Origin of the sequence: Pseudomonas luteola NBRC 103146, from assembly GCF_002091675.1 — a bacterium.
Classification (GTDB): domain Bacteria; phylum Pseudomonadota; class Gammaproteobacteria; order Pseudomonadales; family Pseudomonadaceae; genus Chryseomonas; species Chryseomonas luteola.
On sequence record NZ_BDAE01000017.1, the window covers coordinates 90,992 to 108,863 of the forward strand.

Sequence of the window (17,872 nt, forward strand, 5' to 3'; positions counted from 1 at the left end):
CGGCTTAGGCCGCCGTGTTTGTTTCGGCTAAAAATCCCTCCTGACTCGACCGAACTCTTGGGCTTGCTGCCCATCGAAGGGGTACATCAACGTCAAGGCAACAGGCCTTCGTATCAAACGCATAAGAATCTGTCTTCGAAGCGCATTGTGCTGCCTTCGTAAGGAGCTGTAATGGGACGTACGTTATCTGCCTTCCGAGCGCTTTATGCTGCTACGTTGCTCATGCTGATCGGCTCAGGTCTGCTTAGCACCTATATGGCACTAAGGCTTGCGTCCGAGGAAGTTCCAGGAGCCTGGATCGGTGCATTGACAGGTGCTCAATACCTGGGTCTGGTGTTGGGAGGTAAGGTAGGGCATCGGCTTATTGCGCGTGTAGGGCATATAAGGGCTTACGTTGCTTGTGCGGGAATCGTAACTGCTGCAGTTCTGGGAACCGGAATATTGCCCTTTCTGCCCGTGTGGCTGCTGCTGCGTATGCTGGTAGGGATGGGCATGATGTGCCAGTACATGGTGTTGGAAAGCTGGTTGAATGAACAAGCTGAGCCCAACCAGAGAGGCAAGGTATTCTCGGGGTATATGACGGCTTCCTACTTTGGTCTGGTGCTAGGGCAAGGTGTCCTGATTGCCTGGCCTGAGCTCGGTAGCGAAAAGCTTATGCTGGTTGCGCTCTGTTTTGCGCTCTGTCTGGTGCCTGTTGCGATCACTGCAAAGATCCACCCGGCCCCGATGAGTCCGGCTCCTCTTGATCCTGGATTTTTCTTCAAACGAATCCCTCAATCGTTAACAACAACTGTAGTGAGTGGCCTCGCTATCGGTTCGTTTTATGGTCTTGCGCCTGTTTACGCCGCGGCCCAAGGGCTGCCAACCGAGCGAGTCGGTTTATTCATGGGGGTTTGTATTTTCGCAGGGCTGCTGGCTCAATGGCCTATTGGTTGGCTTTCCGACCGCCATGATCGTAGTTGGCTGATCAATAAGGTTGCGCTTGTTCTGGTGGTGGCTGCACTACCGCTGGCGTTATTGCCCAAGGTCCCCTTATTACTGCTGCTTGCTCTTGGCTTTGCAGTCAGCATGTTGCTTTTTGTGCTTTATCCTCTAGCCGTTGCGCTTTCCAATGACCATGTGGAAGGGGAGCGACGGGTATCCCTTACCGCCATGCTCCTGGCCACCTTTGGCGTGGGAGCCTGTATCGGTCCGCTATTGGTAGGTGCCTTGATGAATTGGTTCGGCGCCAACATGTTGTACGCGTCCATCGGTGTGTGCGGATTGATTCTGGTGTGGCGTATCAGGCCGCAGGATGTAAAAGGCTTACACCGTGTCGACGAGGCCCCGCTGCAACACGTGCCTATGCCGGATAGCCTGGCCAGCTCACCTTTGGTTGCGGCACTGGACCCGCGAGTAGATGAGCAGGTAGTCCATGATCAGATGCAGAATGCAGAGGCAGTGGCAACTCCAGCGGAGGCTGCAGATGAAGATACTTCCTCATCTGCAGTGGAGACTATGGCTGAAGAGAGCAATCCTATACCTGAGGATGAGCCCAAGCGTTAGTCTATCCGCCGTGTTTCGCGTTGAAGTTGATAGACGAAGCGTTCGACCTGACGTTGAGTTAGGCCCGACATGCGATAGAAGCGCAGGCCTACCTCGGTACAATCTAGTTTTTCGTTATAAGAAACGTGGCGGACTTCTACTGTTGAGCTAAAGGCGCTGCCAGGGAGGGCTACGGAGAATTTTTCCAGTAGCTCACCAGGAGACACCATGGACGTTGCATTCTTGGCGATACGGATCTTGCAGCCGGTCGCCGAAATGTCCAAGAGCGAACCTTTCAGGAATTTTTTACTGGGAAGGTCTGAGAGCTCGGCTGTTGGCTGGCGATTAAGCTGAAGGCGGACCCGAAAAGCATTTCGACGCTGGTGATAGCTTACTTCCTTCGGGAGTGGAAACCAGTAGCAGCGGCTGTCGTCCAGCTCGCTCAAATTGCCTGGAACGTCGTATTCCCAAGTGATTTGCACGCCTTCATGGGAGCTGTCGATGCGAAAACGCTCTCCCTGAAGCAGTAGCCGTTCTCCTTCGGTAGGGATGAGTTCATCCAGCGCGATCAAGCCTTGTTCAGTATTGATGTCGATCAGAAAGCTCTGGAACTGTCTGTTACGTTCCAGGAAGGTTACGCGGAGTGGACTACGGGTTTCCACCAACGGTTTTAGGTATGCAGCTATCTCAATAGGTGTCTTGAGTAGCTTGGGTGGCTGAGGACCCTGCACATCATTAAATGCGTTGGACACGCCCTGTCTCCATTTCTTGACAAATAAATAAAGAATGGCCGGGATCGTTTAATCCCAGCCATTGTTTCAACAATTCATACCTGACTTAACGGGCGTTGGTAACTCGAGCGGGGCAGATGGCCGCGTCTGTTGTACAGACTGGGCACAGGAGGACCCTGCAAAATTTCGAGCATGCTGGCCACAGTATACTGGTTGGCCTTGATGATCTGGCCATTCCGGTTGTTGGCTTCCTTGCACTGCTCAATAACGGTCGTGAGCTGGTCTGCCGCCTCGATCAACTGATCGTCCTGCTCGAAGCGTTCGGCATAGGCTAACAGGCCTTCACGGCTCAAGGGTAACCCCAGGCGCTGCAATTGTGCAGAGCGCAAGTGATTATGCTGATCCAGTTGAACCAAGAGTGGCTGCTTTTCATCCAGCAGCAGGCCAAGCAAATCGAACTTGCGATTTACCAGGGCTTCGTGTTCTAACTCGATCAGTTCCAGCAACCTTGTAGCGATGTTCAAATCGCTAAGGGTTAGCTCAAGCAAGCTGGCGTTGTGCATACGATCTACACTCGTGCGTCATATTTCCAACGCTGCGTCGCTTAGCGCTGGGATTCAAAATCAAGCAGTTTGGAAGCTACGCGCTGGCTATCGACTTTATAGCTGCCATCAGCAATGGCCTGCTTCAGGCGATTAACACGCTCGCTATCAACCACCGGCTCTTGGCGAATCTTTTCGACAGCCTTCTGAAGCGTTTGGGCTTCATCGCTCAGCTTTACATTTTCGCCTGCTGGCTGGGTTGGGGATACGGCAGCTGCCTTGGCAACTTCACTGGTTTTGTTAGTTGCATTGGTCGCTGCAGGTCCAGTAGTCCGGCTAGTGCTGGCGGTGCTGGAAGTGCTGTTCGTTCTGTTGAAATCAATAACCATGATGGAGAACCTCGGACAGTTTCGGTCGCATGCCCAGCTTTTCGGCTTAGCCCAAAAAAACTTTAGGCTAAATTTTGTGCTCCGTTTGGCAAAAAGCTAATGGACCAGTATAAACCATCTGTTAGAGGCCATGGTGGCTGTTTGGTTTACATGGCGACCTCAACCATTCCCGGGCCAATCACACGCGCTTTAATGACGCGCTTGGAATTCAGATTCTTGACGCGAATCTGTTCTCCCTGGGCTCCATCAATCAACGCCTCTCCCTGCATTCTTACAGTAAAGCCTCCCGATCCCGCACTAATGACAACCTGATCGCCCTTGCGCACCACTTCGGCTGCCTGGAGAAAGGAGGGAGCCAGTATCTGATCTGCCACTACCTGCCGCTTGAGTTTCTGGCCCATTATTAAATCGATATCGGTGAGATAACCTTGAGGTAATTTTCCGACGTCTCGCTCCAGTAGAGCTACATTTTGCGGATCTATAATCGTATCGCGCAGCAACGGTCGGGTAGTGACTACGACATTTCGATACAGGCGAACCTCCGCGGGAATGTAGACGGTCCAAGGGGTGCTTCCTTCGCATCGAACACGTACCGAAACACGGCCTAGCGGTGCTTCAAGGCCCTGCTGTGCAACGGTTAACGGTCGATCGCAAGCCGCCAGACGTAAACGTGGGTCCAAGTCTTTCACCTGAACCTCATGTCGACCCTCGGCATGACTCTCGATCAAATATTCCTGAACGCGCTCCTCAAGAAATCCTTGAGCCGCGCCGATAAGTTCTTCAGGCAGGGTTAGCTCGGCAGCTGCATAGGTCTGGTTTGCAGAGCAGAACCCTACAAGCGTTATCAGTAATGAGATGTGGCGTCTGTTCATGCGTCGAGAAACTGTCTTCGGCGGTTCATGAACCTACCTAAGCAATCCCTGTGCCGTCTTCTGTCATCCGATAGGCCGGCCTTTTCAGGAGTTCACAAATGGCTGGCGTATTAGATGCAGTCAACCAGCGTACTCAGTTGGTCGGGCAGAATCGGCTGGAACTGCTGTTGTTCCGTTTAGACGGCCCGCAGCTTTATGGAATCAACGTTTTCAAGGTAAGGGAAGTGCTGCAGTGCCCCAAACTTACCGTGATGCCGAAATCCAGTGCTGTCGTACGTGGCGTTGCAAGTATTCGTGGTGGCACCTTTCCGATCATGGACCTAGCGCTGGCAACGGGTCGCCGTGGTCTGGATGATCTGACGAACAGCTTCGTCATCATTACAGAATACAACACCAAGGTTCAGGGCTTCCTGGTGCGCTCCGTCGAGCGAATCATCAATATGAACTGGGATATGATCCAACCGCCACCCAAGGGAACCGGTCGTGATCATTACCTGACGGCTGTTACGCGTGTCGATAATCAGCTGGTTGAAATTATCGACGTGGAAAAAATCCTTTCAGAAGTAGCGCCTTCGGTCGAAACCATTTCGGAAGGTGTTATTGACACGGTTGTTCAGGCAAAAGCCGTTACCAAGCATGTGCTGATCGTCGATGACTCGTCTGTGGCACGTAAGCAGGTGAGCCGCTGTCTGGGAACCGTTGGAGTGGAAGTAACTGCGCTCAATGACGGACGTCAGGCGCTGAATTTCCTGAAGGACATGGTCGATAATGGTGAAAAGCCGGAGCGGGAGTTGCTCATGCTGATCTCTGATATCGAGATGCCTGAAATGGACGGCTATACTTTGACGGCAGAAATCCGTAACGACCCCCGGATGAGCAACCTCCATATCCTTCTTCATACCTCGCTGTCTGGTGTATTCAACCAAGCTATGGTTAAGAAGGTTGGAGCTAATGATTTCCTCGCTAAATTCCGCCCCGATGATCTTGCATCCCGGGTTATTGAGCGTATCAAGGCAGCCGATGAAGGCTGAGATGATCAACGCTCTTCTTTTCTGATTCAGGAGCAGAACGGAAGTGTCAGCAGTTAATGCAGATTTTATGCAGTTCCGTGTCTTTCTTGAAAAGACGTGTGGAATCCTGCTTGGTGATAATAAACAGTATCTGGTTTCCAGTCGCCTCAACAAACTGATGGAGGCGGAAGGAATCAAGTCGTTGGGAGAGCTGGTGCAGCGTATCCAGACCCAGCCACGCAGTGGACTTAAGGAGAAGGTCGTCGATGCGATGACGACCAATGAAACCCTATGGTTTCGTGATACCTATCCGTTTGAGGTTCTGAAGAATCGCCTGCTGCCAGAGTTGACCAAAGCCAACCCTGGACAGCGACTGCGTATCTGGTCGGCAGCCTGCTCGTCGGGCCAGGAGCCTTACTCGCTATCGATGACCATAGACGAGTTTGAGCGTAGCAGCCCAGGCCAGCTACGCAGTGGTGTCCAGATCGTAGCAACAGACTTATCCGGTGTAATTTTGACAGCGGCTAAATCGGGTGAGTATGACTCATTGGCAATCGGGCGTGGCCTTTCCCAGGAAAGACTGCAACGTAATTTTGACGTGGTTCCGCCGAATCGGTGGTCAGTAAAGCCCGCTATTAAAAGCCGCGTTGAATTCAGAGCGCTCAATCTGTTGGACAGTTATGCCAGCCTGGGCAAGTTCGACATGGTCTTTTGCCGCAACGTGCTGATTTATTTCTCGGCTGATGTGAAGAAAGATATCCTGACGCGTATTCACGGCACGCTCAAACCGGGAGGCTACCTGTTCCTGGGGGCGTCGGAAGCCTTGAACGGGCTGCCGGAACTCTATCAGATGGTCCAGTGTAATCCTGGCATCATTTACAAAGCGAAATAAGCCAAAGGCCCGACATGTCGGGCCTTTTCTTTTCCTGTCTTGCCATCCTTCCTGTCAAAGTTTTGCCGTCATCCTTGCCGCTTGCCCCTTCAAATACGGAAAAACCTTGCCGCTTTTGGCGCCGTAGCGCGCCTTATTTTTTTAAACCATTGATATTTAAGGGTTTTAATAGTTGGCATGTGCATTGCTAAAGGGAGATAGCCCTTCTGGCAATAGGTTCATGACCATGAGTATCAGTTTCGATAAAGCATTGGGTATCCATCAGCAGGCGTTGAATTTCCGTTCTCAACGCGCCGAAGTGTTGGGCAACAACATTGCTAACGCCGACACGCCTGGATACAAGGCGCGCGATCTGGATTTCTCGGCCGTTCTGGCAGAGCAAGCCAGCAAGTCGTCGCATAGCAAATTCAACCTTGATACGACCAACACTCGTCATATCGAGGCTGAAGGTTTCGGTGATCTGTCAGCGGATGCTGCGATGCGCTATCGCATACCCACTCAGCCTTCGCTGGATCAGAACACTGTAGATGAGCAAGTAGAGCAAGCCAATTACGCAGAAAACTCTGTGCAGTTCCAGGCCAGCTTCACGTTGCTTAACAACAAATTCAAAGGGCTCATGTCTGCCCTTCGTGGAGAGTAACCATGTCCCTGAGTAATGTATTCAACATTGCTGGTACAGGTATGAGCGCACAGACCACGCGCCTGAATACCATCGCCAGTAACATTGCTAACGCCGAGACCGTTTCGTCCAGCGTGGATGAGACCTACCGTGCCCGTCACCCTGTGTTCGCAACCATGTTGAACCAGGCACAGAACGGTGGCAGCGCTTCTCTGTTCGATGAGCAGGGCGAAGCTGGAACGGGTGTGCAGGTACTGGGCATCGTTGAAGACCAAAGCAATCTTGAGGCCCGTTACGAGCCCAATCATCCGGCTGCTGATAAAGACGGTTATGTGTACTACCCGAACGTCAATGTCGTGGAAGAGATGGCGGACATGATTTCGGCAAGCCGTGCATTTCAGACCAACGCTGACATCATGAACACTGCCAAGCAGATGATGCAGAAAGTCTTGACGTTAGGTCAGTAAGCGGAGATCACGCATGTCCACTATCAATACGAATACCAATAACGCAGGCGTTGCAGCATCGGCATTGACAAGTCTTACGAGCACTTCGTCAAAGGATGCTACTGCGTCTACCGATAAGAAAGGCAGTCTGGGAAAGGATGACTTTCTGCAGCTGCTGGTCACTCAGCTCAACAACCAGAACCCGCTAAGCCCTCAGGACAATAGTGAGTTCGTTGCTCAGTTGGCGCAGTTCAGTAGTGTTGAAAGCCTGCAGAACCTGAACTCTGCGGTTAACGGCATCGCAGGTACCTATCAGTCTTCGCAAGCGCTGCAGGCGTCGTCACTAGTGGGACGCTCCGTGATCGCCCAAACGGGGTCGTCCATGGTGGACACCTCGAAAAGTTTCAATGGCTCGCTGGTCATGCCGGCGGCCGGTAAGGATGTCACTGTCGGCGTGTACGACAGTGCAGGTTCGCTGGTCAAGACCATCGACCTGGGCGTAGCCAAGGCAGGCACTACCGATTTCATCTGGGATGGTACAGATGCGAAAGGTAATAAAGTTGATGCGGGAATTTATAGCTTCAAGGCATCTGCCGATATCGATGAAACGCGGCAAGCCCTGACTACTTATCTGCCGGCCACCGTCAATAGCGTAACGCTGGGACAGGATGGCGGTGAAATGCAACTTAACCTGGCTGGGCTGGGCAGCGTGACGCTGTCGCAAGTTCAGATGATTGGTCAGTAAGCCGGCAGTCCGGCAGAGGAAAGAATTATGTCATTCAATGTTGGTCTGAGCGGTCTGAAAGCAGCAAGCACTCACTTGAACGTTACCGGTAATAACATTGCCAACGTAGGCAGCACCGGCTTCAAGGCATCCCGTGCCGAATTTGCCGATATCTATGCAACGTCGATGTTTGGTGTAGGCAATAACACCACAGGCAGCGGCGTCTTGACTGCCAATATTTCCCAGCAGTTCACGCAGGGCACAATCAGCAAGACCGGCAATAGCCTGGACATGGCCATTAACGGTAATGGCTTTTACATCATGAGCAACAACGGTACGGAGACCTATACTCGTAACGGTACGTTCAGCACGGATAAAGAAGGCTATATCGTTGACAATTCGGGCAACCGTCTCCAGGGCTATCGCGCTGATGTCGATGGTAATATTGTGCCCGGCGCGGTGACTGACCTTGTGGTCGATACGACCAACCAGCTGCCTAAAGCCACGACTGCCGTAGCACAGACGCTGACATTGAACTCAAGCTCGACGGTACCGACGTCCACTACATTCGATCCTAATCTAGCTTCTAGCTACAACTGGTCTACCTCAGTCAGTGTGTTCGATACTCAAGGTAACGAGCACAACATGATGCAGTACTTCGTCAAGAATGATACAAACCAGTGGACCATGTATGTAACGGTTGACGGTCGTAACCCTGCAGATCCGACCTCAACCACACCGTATTCAGCGAACGTTAATTTTGACGCTGCCGGTCGTATGAGCTCAATTGCGTCGAATGACTTCCAGGTCGACGCAAACAACGTGCTGACCATGAACAACTGGGTGCCTGCTGCTGTTAAAGACAGCAAGGCTGATCCGGTCGTTTGGGGTGCCAATGGCGCGGCTGCCAACGGTGCGGGTGTAACCCTGGATATCACCAAAGTCACCCAGACTAACAGCAGCTCTGCAGTTACTAAAGTAACCCAGGATGGCTATACCACGGGTCAGCTGTCAGGTCTTTCCGTAGATGCCAGCGGCACGTTGTTCGCCAACTACACCAATGGCCAGTCGAAAAACATTGGTCAGACTGTTCTGGCTACTTTCGCCAACATGCAGGGCCTGCGTCCGGTAGGTAATACTAATTGGATCCAGACTGTTGCGTCCGGCGAGCCCGTTCGTGGTACTCCGGGTTCAGGTGTGATTGGTACGATCGAGTCCGGCGCACTGGAGGATTCCAACGTGGATCTGACGGCGCAGCTGGTAGATCTGATCGTTGCTCAGCGCAACTATCAGGCTAACGCCAAGACCATCGAAACTGAGAACGCTATTTCCCAGACGATCATTCAGATTCGTTAATTAGGGGAAGGATAGGTTTGCCGCTAGCGGCAACAATATTCCGGCGCTCTGAGAAAAAGGCCTCATTCGAGGCCTTTTTCTTTTTAAATCAACTGCTTAACTAATTTAAATAATATGGCACAGGCCTTGCTATAGATCCTGCATCGAAGCAATTCGCTGCAAAAAACCGTCGCTAGAGGATTCTATGGACAAGTTGCTTTACGTCGCTATGAGCGGTGCCAGCCAGAATGAAATGGCACAGCGTGCCCACGCCAACAACTTGGCGAACGTTTCCACTTCAGGATTCCGTAAGGATCTTGAGCAAGCACGCTCGATGCAGGTATTTGGTGATACTCATCCTTCACGCGTCTATGCCATGAGCGAGCGTCCGGCAACGGACTTTACGCCTGGCTCGCTTCAGGAGACCGGACGGAACCTGGATATCGCTATCGAGGGTAACGGCATGATTGCTGTCCAGGCGCCCGATGGTAGCGAGGCGTATGTACGTACCGCCAGTCTTCAGATTGATGCATTGGGTCAGCTGCGTACTAGCGGCGGCTTTCCGGTCATTGGCAATGGCGGACCTATTGCGGTGCCTCCGCAAGCCAAGGTGGAAATCGGTCAGGACGGCACAATCAGTATTCAGGCGCTAGGTGAGAGTCCTCGCGTACTGGCCGAGGTTGACCGCATCAAGCTGGTTAACCCTGATACCAAGCAAATGGAAAAAGGTCTTGATGGCCTGATCCACACCAAGAACAACCAGCCTGCAGCGCCGGATGCCAATGTCCGTGTGGCTTCGGGATTCGTAGAAAGCAGCAACGTAAATGCTGCTGAAGAAATGACCTCTGTTCTTGCCCTGGCCCGTCAGTTCGAGTTGCACATCAAGATGATGCGTTCGGCTGAAGACAACTCGGCTGCGATGGCAAAGGTTTTGCAATCCTAATTACCAGTTTGCATGAAACGCCGTAAAGCCGGCGCTTGAGGAGAACGCAATTATGATGTCTGCATTGTGGGTCAGTAAAACAGGTCTGTCCGCTCAGGACATGAACCTGACCACTATTTCCAACAACCTGGCCAACGTCTCCACGACGGGCTTCAAGCGCGACCGTGCCGAGTTCCAGGATTTGCTGTATCAGGTACGTCGCCAGCCAGGCGCCCAGTCCACTCAGGACAGCCAGCTGCCGTCAGGTCTGCAACTGGGTACTGGTGTACGTATCGTAGGTACCCAGAAAAACTTTACCGAAGGTAGCCTGCAAACCACGGATCAGCCGTTGGACATGGCCATCAACGGTCGTGGTTTCTTCCAGGTTTCCATGCCGGACGGCACGATTGCCTATACCCGTGACGGTACCTTCCACCTGAACTCTGATGGTCAGGTCGTTACCGCCAATGGTTTCGCGCTGGAGCCAGCGATTGTTGTTCCTGCCGAGACCAGAACCTTTACTGTGGGCGAAGACGGTACGGTGTCGGTAACCACTGCTAACAATGCGGCGCCGCAGGTGATCGGCAATCTTCAGACGGCTGACTTTATCAACCCGGGCGGCCTGCAGGCTGTAGGCAACAACCTATTCATGGAAACCGCTGCCAGTGGTGCTCCGCAGAACGGTACCCCTGGCTTGAATGGTCTTGGCACCGTCATGCAGCAGACATTGGAAAACTCCAACGTAAGCACCGTGGAAGAGTTAGTGAACATGATCACTACTCAGCGCGCTTACGAGATGAACTCCAAGGTCATCTCCACCGCTGACCAGATGCTTGGCTTCGTTACTCAGAACCTGTAATCGCTTTTATTCGCGAGGTCGTTGTTTGTATGAACCGCCTTCTTGCTCTTGTTCCCGCGCTTGGCGCTGTATTGCTGGTTGGCTGCGTAGCACCTGCTGCTCAGCCAAACGATCCGTATTACGCGCCGGTGCTGCCGCGCACGCCGATGCCGGCTGCGCAGAACAATGGCTCCATTTACCAGCCTGGGTTCGACCAGAACCTGTATACCGACCGCAAGGCGTTCCGCGTGGGTGACATCATTACCATCACGCTGGAAGAAAGGACTCAGGCGAGCAAGAACGCGAGTTCGGATATTTCCAAGGACAGTTCGGCCAATCTTGGGGTCAGCTCCCTGTTTGGCACTAAGGCACAGATTGGCAACCCGCTTTCGGGTGGCAACCTGAACCTGGGCGCCCAGTTTGACGGCGCTCGAGAGAACAAGGGTGATGCCAAGGCTGCACAAGGCAACAGTCTGACGGGTTCTTTGACCGTGACGGTGGCAGATGTGATGCCCAACGGAGTATTGGCCGTCAGGGGTGAAAAATGGCTGACGCTCAACACAGGTAATGAGCTGATGCGCATTTCTGGACTGATTCGTGCAGACGATATCAGCACTAATAACACCGTGTCTTCCACTCGGGTAGCAGATGCACGGATTACCTATTCCGGTACCGGGGCATTTGCCGATGCCAGTCAGCCGGGTTGGTTGAGCCGCTTCTTTACTAGTCCGCTATTTCCGTTCTGAGGCGTGAAATCATGTTGAAACATCTATGCGTTGCTTTCGCACTGGTACTGTCGGCAACGGCAGTCCAGGCAGAACGCCTCAAGGACATCGCCACGATTCAGGGCGTGCGGACCAACCAGTTGATTGGTTATGGCCTGGTTGTAGGCCTGAATGGTACAGGTGACCAGACGACTCAGACACCGTTTACCGTCCAGACCTTCAATAACATGATGGCGCAGTTCGGTATCAAGGTCCCCAACGGCGGAAACGTCCAGCTTAAAAACGTGGCTGCTGTATCCATTCATGCGGACCTGCCAGCGTTTGCCAAGCCAGGCCAGACGATCGACGTTACCATCTCGTCGATCGGTAATGCCAAGAGCCTGCGTGGCGGTAGCCTGTTGATGGCTCCGCTAAAAGGTATCGACGGTAATGTGTATGCCGTCGCGCAAGGCAACCTGGTTGTAGGTGGTTTTGACGCAGAAGGTAAGGACGGCTCGCGTATCACTGTCAACGTTCCGTCAGCAGGGCGTATCCCTGGCGGGGCCACCGTCGAGCGTCCGGTTCCGAGCGGCTTCGATCAAGGTAACTCGCTGACGCTGAACCTTAACCGTTCGGACTTTACAACCGCCAAACATATCGTTGACAAGATCAACGACCTGCTGGGTCCCGGTGTGGCAACGGCAGTAGATGGCGGCTCGGTTCGTGTGACGGCACCGCTCGATCCCAACCAGCGCGTGGACTATATCTCTGTGCTGGAAAACCTGGAAGTCAGCCCAGGCGAAGCAGTTGCCAAGGTCATTATCAACTCGCGTACCGGCACTATCGTCGTCGGGCAGAACGTAAAAGTTGCGCCTGCAGCTGTTACGCACGGCAGCCTGACGGTCACCATCAGTGAAGATCCCATTGTCAGTCAGCCCAATCCGCTCTCGGACGGCCAGACAGCAGTGGTACCCAACTCGACGGTCAAGGCCAAGCAGGAAGCCAAGCCGATGTTCAGGTTTGGTCCTGGCACGACTCTTGATGAGATTGTACGGGCCGTCAACCAAGTTGGCGCAGCACCCAGTGATTTGATGGCGATCCTCGAGGCGCTTAAACAGGCTGGCGCCTTGCAGGCCGATCTGATTGTAATTTAACGGAGCAGTAGTCATGGACTCTCGTTTGGGCGGAACCTACAGCAGTAACGTCGATTCCGGCGCATACACCGACCTGAACCGCCTTGCCCAGATGAAGGGCAAGAACCGGGACAGTGAGGAAAACGTCAAGAAAGTGGCTCAGGAGTTCGAGTCGCTCTTCCTGAACCAGATGATGAAGTCCATGCGCTCGGCTAATGAAGTGCTGGCCGATAAGGACAGTCCGTTTCAGAGCGAAACGACCAAGCAATACCAGAGCATGTATGACCAGCAGATGGCCGTGTCGCTCTCGCGAGAGGGTGGTGGCCTTGGCTTAGCCTCTGTGCTTGAGCGTCAGCTCTCGAAGACGGGTCAGACCAGTCATCGTCCGAATCCATTTGCGCAGGTAGGGCAGGCAGCGGCGGCGCCGAAAAGTGAGGCTTCAGCGGCTGCCCAGCCTTCAACGCTTCGCTCCGATCACAAACTGGCCACTGTAGATCCTGCGCGTGATGACTCTAAGTTTCTCAATCAACGCCGCCTGGCGTTGCCTGGAAAGCTGGTTGATCGCGTCATGGCCGGTATTGTGCCGGATGTACAAAATCCGACCAGTCAAGTTGCCGGCACGGCTAACACTGCACTGTCAAAAAATGATTGGAAGCCTGCTCAAGCTCTGGCCGTTTCGGCCGATAAAGGTCTGAGTACGGGTGCCTCCCAAGAGATTAGTGGACGTCGGTATGCGCAACCGCCCCTGGCCAGTAAGTCATCCTTCAGTAGCCGTGAGGACTTCGTTAACACGATGCTGCCAATGGCGAAGGAAGCGGCTGAGCGGATCGGCGTCGACCCGCGTTTCCTGGTAGCCCAGGCTGCACTTGAAACCGGCTGGGGCAAGTCCATCATCCAGCAGCAGGACGGCTCCAGTAGCCACAACCTGTTCGGCATCAAGGCTCATGGCTGGCAGGGTGGTTCGGCGCGTGCACTGACTACCGAATATGTGAACGGGCAGCCCGTTAAAGAGGTAGCCAAGTTCCGTGCATATGGCTCGTACGCAGACAGCTTCCATGACTATGTGAGCTTTCTGCAGGACAACGATCGGTATCAGAAGGCGCTTAACAGCGGAGGCGATTCAGAGAAGTTCATGAAAGGACTCCAGCAAGCCGGCTACGCCACTGACCCGAACTATGCACGCAAGGTAACGCAAATTGCTCAAGGCATTGGTACTTACCAGAACATTGCCTCGAATAGCTCAACTACGATTCGTTCATAAGGCCTGATCATGTCGAACCTCATTTCAATCGGACTTTCGGGGCTTTCAGCCAGCCAGAGTGCTTTGAGCACGACGGGTCATAACATTACCAATGCGGATACCGCAGGGTATACCCGTCAGCAGACTGTTCAGAAAACGACGGCAGCGCGTCTTGAAGGTACCTCCTATATTGGTACCGGTACGACCATTGCCGACGTGCGCCGTATTTATAATGACTATCTGGGTACCCAGGTAAGGACGACCACTGCGCTGAATAGCGCCGCGCAGTCGTTTTACAACCAGGTCAAGCAGGTCGACTCACTGCTGTCGGACGGTACTACCGGCGTTAGCAAGGTCATGCAGTCGTTCTTTGCTGCGCTGCAGACAGCATCGGCCAGTCCTACGGATAATGCCTCTCGCCAGCTGCTTCTGACACAGGCTCAGGGCTTGAGCGAGCGCTTCAACTCTGTAACCAATCAGCTGGTAGACCAGAACAACTACGTTAACGAGCAGTTGGCCAGCATGGCCACGCAGGCCAACAAACTGGCAGGTAGCGTAGCTCAGTACAACCAGGCCATAGCCGAGGCCTCAGGCAACGGCGCTTCGCCCAACGACCTGCTGGATGCCCGTGACGAGGCGGTACGTCAGCTTTCCGAGATGATCGGCGTAACGGTGGTCAACCAGGACGGCAACTACAACCTGTATATCGGCTCAGGTCAGCCCCTGGTGGTCGGCAACTCCGTGTCTACGCTTGCAGCAGGCCCCAGCCAAATCGATCCGGCGCGTTATGCCGTTACGTTGACCAAGGCCAATACAACCCAAGATGTCTCTTCCGTAGTAACGGGCGGTGAGATGGGTGGATTGCTCAACTACCGTGACAACGTGCTTGATCCGGCCCGAAATGAGCTGGGCCGCATGGCGATGGTAATTACCGAGCAGGTGAATAGCCAGTTGGGGCAGGGCCTGGATCTTAACGGCAACTTCGGTTCGCCGATGTTTGCTGATCTTAACAGCGCCGCCAACGTTTCTCATCGCAGCCTTGCCCAGATTGGCAACAGCGATAAGACGGCAAGCCTGAACGTAGACATCAAGGACACCAGCAAGCTGACCACTAGTGACTATGAAGTCACGATGCAGGAAGGTAATAGATATTCGGTGCGCCGTCTTTCCGATGGCCAAGCCATGGGCTCTTACAGCCTGGATGCTTCGCCTGCACCGGTGATTGATGGCTTCTCGCTGAGCCTGGCGAGCGGGTCTGCGGTAAAGGGTGACAAGTTCACGATCATACCAACTCGTACCGGGGCGGCAGACATCTCCGCGCAGCTCAAGGATGCCTCTCAGCTGGCGTTCGCTGCACCGCTGTCCGCCACGCTTACAACCGGTAATAAAGGGTCTGGCAGTGTGACGCAGCCGACTTTGACGACCAAGCTGGATGTCAATGATGCTACCGCCAATGCTCAGATGCAGGCGGGTATCAAGAACGGCACGCCGGTCAAGATTGTATTTGGTGACGTCGCGAATGGCTCTCAGAGCTACTCGGTATTCAATACCAAGGGTGAATCCATCGGGACCGGTACTATCGTTCCGGGCAACAACAACAAGGTTGCTGTCAATGTTCCTGTACTGGATGACGCTGGCAATGCGGTACTGAATACAGACGGAACGGCCAAAACGTTCTCGTTTGAAATGACGGTGAGCGGCTCTCCATCCAAGGATGACAGTCTCACCGTGTCGTTCAACAAGAGCGGCGCCTCTGACAACCGCAACGCTCAGCAACTGCTGAATCTGCAAGCCAAGAATGCGGTGGGCGTCAGTGGCGGGAGTGTAGGAACCAGCATTACTGGTGCTTATAGCTCATTGATTGAGCGAGTAGGGGCCATTACAAGTCAAGCCCAGCTCGACACCAAGGCAACGAGCGCTGTGCTGACCCAAGCAAAAGACAGTCGTGATTCGGTATCAGGCGTCAACCTGGACGAAGAGGCGGCCAACCTGGTCAAGTTTCAACAGTATTACAACGCGTCTGCGCAGGTGATCTCGATTGCTCGCAGCACGTTCGATACGCTGATCAACGCAGTTCGATAGAGGCTTTATTCATGCGCATCTCTACTTCACAAATGTTTGCTTCGAATATTGCCGGATATCAGAACGGCTATTCGAGCATTGTTAAAACTCAACAGCAGATCTCCAGCGGCGTTCGTATCCAGACGCCGGCAGACGATCCTGTTGGCGCTGCTCGTCTGCTTCAGTTGGAGCAGCAACAGGCTCAGCTTGGACAGTACAAAGGCAATCTGGATACGGCGAAAAATAGTTTGCTGCAAGAGGAAAGTGTACTGACTTCCATGGGCAACATGCTGCAGCGCGCACGTGAGTTGGCGCTTGGTGCGGGCAATGGCTCCTATTCTGATATCGACAGAAAGTCCGTAGCAGCTGAAATTGACCAGATTCAACAGCAGCTCTTGACCTCGATGAATAGCCAGGATGCAAATGGCCAATACTTGTTTGGTGGGGCCAAGAGTTCGTCAGCTCCATTCACCCAAAATCCTGACGGAAGCTATAGCTATACGGGAGACCAAGGCACTCTTGAAGTTCAGGTATCGAGCTCAATGCGGCTTTCGTCCAATGACAGTGGCTGGAGTCTGTTTGAAAACGTAGGCAACAGCAGCCGTACCGGCACAACGTTGACCAATGCACCCAGCAGCGGCCAGAAGGCCTATATGGGGCAGGGCGTAATCAGCAACGAGCAGAGCTTTGACAATAGCTATCGCAGCGGTGCGCCTTATGTAGCCGAGCTGACCAGCAGTAATGAATACAAAATTTACAGCAAGGCTGATCCTAGCCAAACGTTGACGACCGGCTCGTTCGATGTTGCCAAAAGCAAGAACAACATATCGTTCCGGGGTGTTGAGTTTGCTCTTGACTTTAACGCGCTGTCTGCAGCTCCAAGCGCTGAGGATCAACTGAAAGGACACACATTCGATCTGTCGGTCGCCTCAGACAAGTTCACCGTCTCAGGCCAAAATGCGTCGAATGCTCAGATTGGCAATGCCACGATTGTAGATGCAGGCGCGTACTCATCGACTTTTCCAGCTTCCGGAGTGACGATCAAGTTCACCAGTACTACCGATTACGAAGTCTATGCTCAGCCGCTTTCTGAAGGTGACAAGCCCTTGGCTTCAGGCGCGCTCAACAGCAACACGCTGACGTATGGCGGCGTCCAGTTTGATGTTGGTGGTACCGCGCAGGCTGGCGACCGGTTGAGTGCTTCGCCTAAGTCACAGAATACCCAAGGTATCCTGGATACACTGTCTAACTTGTCGAAAGCACTAAGGGCGCCGGTATCGGGTGACAACGCGGCCAAATTCAAGCTGAGTGAGTCGCTGAACGCCGCCGTAGGTAATATTGATAGTGCGCTGGGGCAGGTGCTTTCTACTCAAGCTTCAATTGGCGCGCGCCTTAATACGATTGAGACGCTCTCGGTGGAGAACGAAAGCTTGAACATGACGAACAAGTCTACTCAGTCCGATATCCGTGACACGGACATGGCCGAGGCTTCTTCAAAGCTCATCCTGCAGCAAACAATGCTGGAGGCGGCGCAAGCTTCCTTTGCGCGTGTCAGCCAGCTTAGCTTGTTCGACAAGCTGTAAGTTCTAAGCCAGTAAAAAAGGCGAGCTTCGAGCTCGCCTTTTTTATTGCTGTAAACAGAGTGGCTGAAGTAAGAAAAAGAGGGCGACAAAAGGTAAAAACTTTCGTTAAAGCAAACGAGTTCAAGGCCGAAATAGAAAGTAACCCGCTCAGGAAGCCCTGCTTGTCGTGGCTTGGGATGTGTCGGTATCACTTAAAGCCTTGGAAACCTTAAATAAATTTCTAAAGCAAATTAAGTAAGCGCCGATAACCTGAATGTAAGCTCTCCAGGCCGTACGAGGCAGTTGCCAGGCCGGGGTATCAATCAAG

At 53.3% G+C, this 17,872-nt stretch carries 18 protein-coding genes; 14 read left to right on the forward strand and 4 right to left on the reverse strand.

The window, feature by feature from the left end; translation table 11 throughout:
- The first annotated feature begins 171 nt into the window (after window positions 1-171).
- Window positions 172-1,545: an MFS transporter gene (locus tag PLU01S_RS17530; RefSeq protein ID WP_074827297.1), complete on the forward strand. Its 1,374-nt coding sequence runs from the start codon at window positions 172-174 to the stop codon at window positions 1,543-1,545.
- Here the strand turns inward: PLU01S_RS17530 and PLU01S_RS17535 are convergent.
- The 4 genes from PLU01S_RS17535 to flgA all read right to left on the reverse strand — a co-directional run bounded on the left by PLU01S_RS17535 (window position 1,542) and on the right by flgA (window position 4,058).
- A complete protein-coding gene (locus PLU01S_RS17535) occupies window positions 1,542-2,276 on the reverse strand; it encodes a flagellar brake protein (protein ID WP_074827291.1) in 735 nt (244 codons plus the stop codon). The genes PLU01S_RS17530 and PLU01S_RS17535 overlap by 4 nt on opposite strands.
- Window positions 2,277-2,350: 74 nt before the next feature.
- On the reverse strand, window positions 2,351-2,818 hold the full coding sequence (locus PLU01S_RS17540; protein ID WP_010797870.1) for a flagella synthesis protein FlgN: 468 nt from the start codon (window positions 2,816-2,818) through the stop codon (window positions 2,351-2,353).
- A 41-nt stretch (window positions 2,819-2,859) separates the two neighbouring features.
- The gene (gene flgM / locus PLU01S_RS17545) at window positions 2,860-3,186 is read right to left on the reverse strand and encodes a flagellar biosynthesis anti-sigma factor FlgM (protein WP_010797871.1); all 327 of its coding nucleotides are present in this window, start codon (window positions 3,184-3,186) and stop codon (window positions 2,860-2,862) included.
- A 146-nt stretch (window positions 3,187-3,332) separates the two neighbouring features.
- The gene (gene flgA, locus PLU01S_RS17550) at window positions 3,333-4,058 is read right to left on the reverse strand and encodes a flagellar basal body P-ring formation chaperone FlgA (RefSeq protein WP_074827289.1); all 726 of its coding nucleotides are present in this window, start codon (window positions 4,056-4,058) and stop codon (window positions 3,333-3,335) included.
- Window positions 4,059-4,156: 98 nt separating this feature from the next.
- Here flgA and PLU01S_RS17555 point away from each other — a divergent pair, with 98 nt between their 5' ends.
- The 13 genes from PLU01S_RS17555 to PLU01S_RS17615 all read left to right on the forward strand — a co-directional run bounded on the left by PLU01S_RS17555 (window position 4,157) and on the right by PLU01S_RS17615 (window position 17,565).
- Entirely contained in the window at window positions 4,157-5,089 is a 933-nt protein-coding gene (locus PLU01S_RS17555; RefSeq protein ID WP_010797873.1) for a chemotaxis protein CheV, read from the forward strand.
- Between the two features lie 43 nt (window positions 5,090-5,132).
- Window positions 5,133-5,960: a protein-glutamate O-methyltransferase CheR gene (cheR, locus tag PLU01S_RS17560; protein WP_010797874.1), complete on the forward strand. Its 828-nt coding sequence runs from the start codon at window positions 5,133-5,135 to the stop codon at window positions 5,958-5,960.
- A 226-nt stretch (window positions 5,961-6,186) separates the two neighbouring features.
- Entirely contained in the window at window positions 6,187-6,600 is a 414-nt protein-coding gene (gene flgB, locus PLU01S_RS17565) for a flagellar basal body rod protein FlgB (RefSeq protein WP_010797875.1), read from the forward strand.
- A gap of 2 nt (window positions 6,601-6,602) precedes the next feature.
- Window positions 6,603-7,046: a flagellar basal body rod protein FlgC gene (gene flgC, locus PLU01S_RS17570; protein WP_010797876.1), complete on the forward strand. Its 444-nt coding sequence runs from the start codon at window positions 6,603-6,605 to the stop codon at window positions 7,044-7,046.
- A 13-nt stretch (window positions 7,047-7,059) separates the two neighbouring features.
- Window positions 7,060-7,770 carry a flagellar hook assembly protein FlgD gene (locus tag PLU01S_RS17575; protein WP_010797877.1) on the forward strand — a complete coding sequence of 237 codons (711 nt, stop codon included), beginning with the start codon at window positions 7,060-7,062 and terminating at the stop codon, window positions 7,768-7,770.
- Between the two features lie 27 nt (window positions 7,771-7,797).
- Window positions 7,798-9,105 (forward strand): flagellar hook protein FlgE, encoded by a 1,308-nt coding sequence (flgE, locus tag PLU01S_RS17580; protein WP_010797878.1) that lies wholly within the window; start codon window positions 7,798-7,800, stop codon window positions 9,103-9,105.
- A gap of 184 nt (window positions 9,106-9,289) precedes the next feature.
- Complete coding sequence (gene flgF / locus PLU01S_RS17585) at window positions 9,290-10,027, forward strand: flagellar basal-body rod protein FlgF (RefSeq protein WP_010797879.1); 738 nt, start codon at window positions 9,290-9,292, stop codon at window positions 10,025-10,027.
- 52 nt (window positions 10,028-10,079) lie between these two features.
- On the forward strand, window positions 10,080-10,865 hold the full coding sequence (flgG, locus tag PLU01S_RS17590; RefSeq protein ID WP_010797880.1) for a flagellar basal-body rod protein FlgG: 786 nt from the start codon (window positions 10,080-10,082) through the stop codon (window positions 10,863-10,865).
- Between the two features lie 29 nt (window positions 10,866-10,894).
- The gene (flgH, locus tag PLU01S_RS17595) at window positions 10,895-11,590 is read left to right on the forward strand and encodes a flagellar basal body L-ring protein FlgH (RefSeq protein ID WP_010797881.1); all 696 of its coding nucleotides are present in this window, start codon (window positions 10,895-10,897) and stop codon (window positions 11,588-11,590) included.
- 11 nt (window positions 11,591-11,601) lie between these two features.
- Window positions 11,602-12,702 (forward strand): flagellar basal body P-ring protein FlgI, encoded by a 1,101-nt coding sequence (locus tag PLU01S_RS17600; RefSeq protein WP_010797882.1) that lies wholly within the window; start codon window positions 11,602-11,604, stop codon window positions 12,700-12,702.
- A gap of 13 nt (window positions 12,703-12,715) precedes the next feature.
- The gene (flgJ, locus tag PLU01S_RS17605; RefSeq protein ID WP_074827287.1) at window positions 12,716-13,942 is read left to right on the forward strand and encodes a flagellar assembly peptidoglycan hydrolase FlgJ; all 1,227 of its coding nucleotides are present in this window, start codon (window positions 12,716-12,718) and stop codon (window positions 13,940-13,942) included.
- Between the two features lie 9 nt (window positions 13,943-13,951).
- Complete coding sequence (flgK, locus tag PLU01S_RS17610; protein WP_074827282.1) at window positions 13,952-16,003, forward strand: flagellar hook-associated protein FlgK; 2,052 nt, start codon at window positions 13,952-13,954, stop codon at window positions 16,001-16,003.
- 11 nt (window positions 16,004-16,014) lie between these two features.
- A complete protein-coding gene (locus PLU01S_RS17615; protein WP_074827280.1) occupies window positions 16,015-17,565 on the forward strand; it encodes a flagellar hook-associated protein 3 in 1,551 nt (516 codons plus the stop codon).
- Window positions 17,566-17,872: the final 307 nt, after the last annotated feature.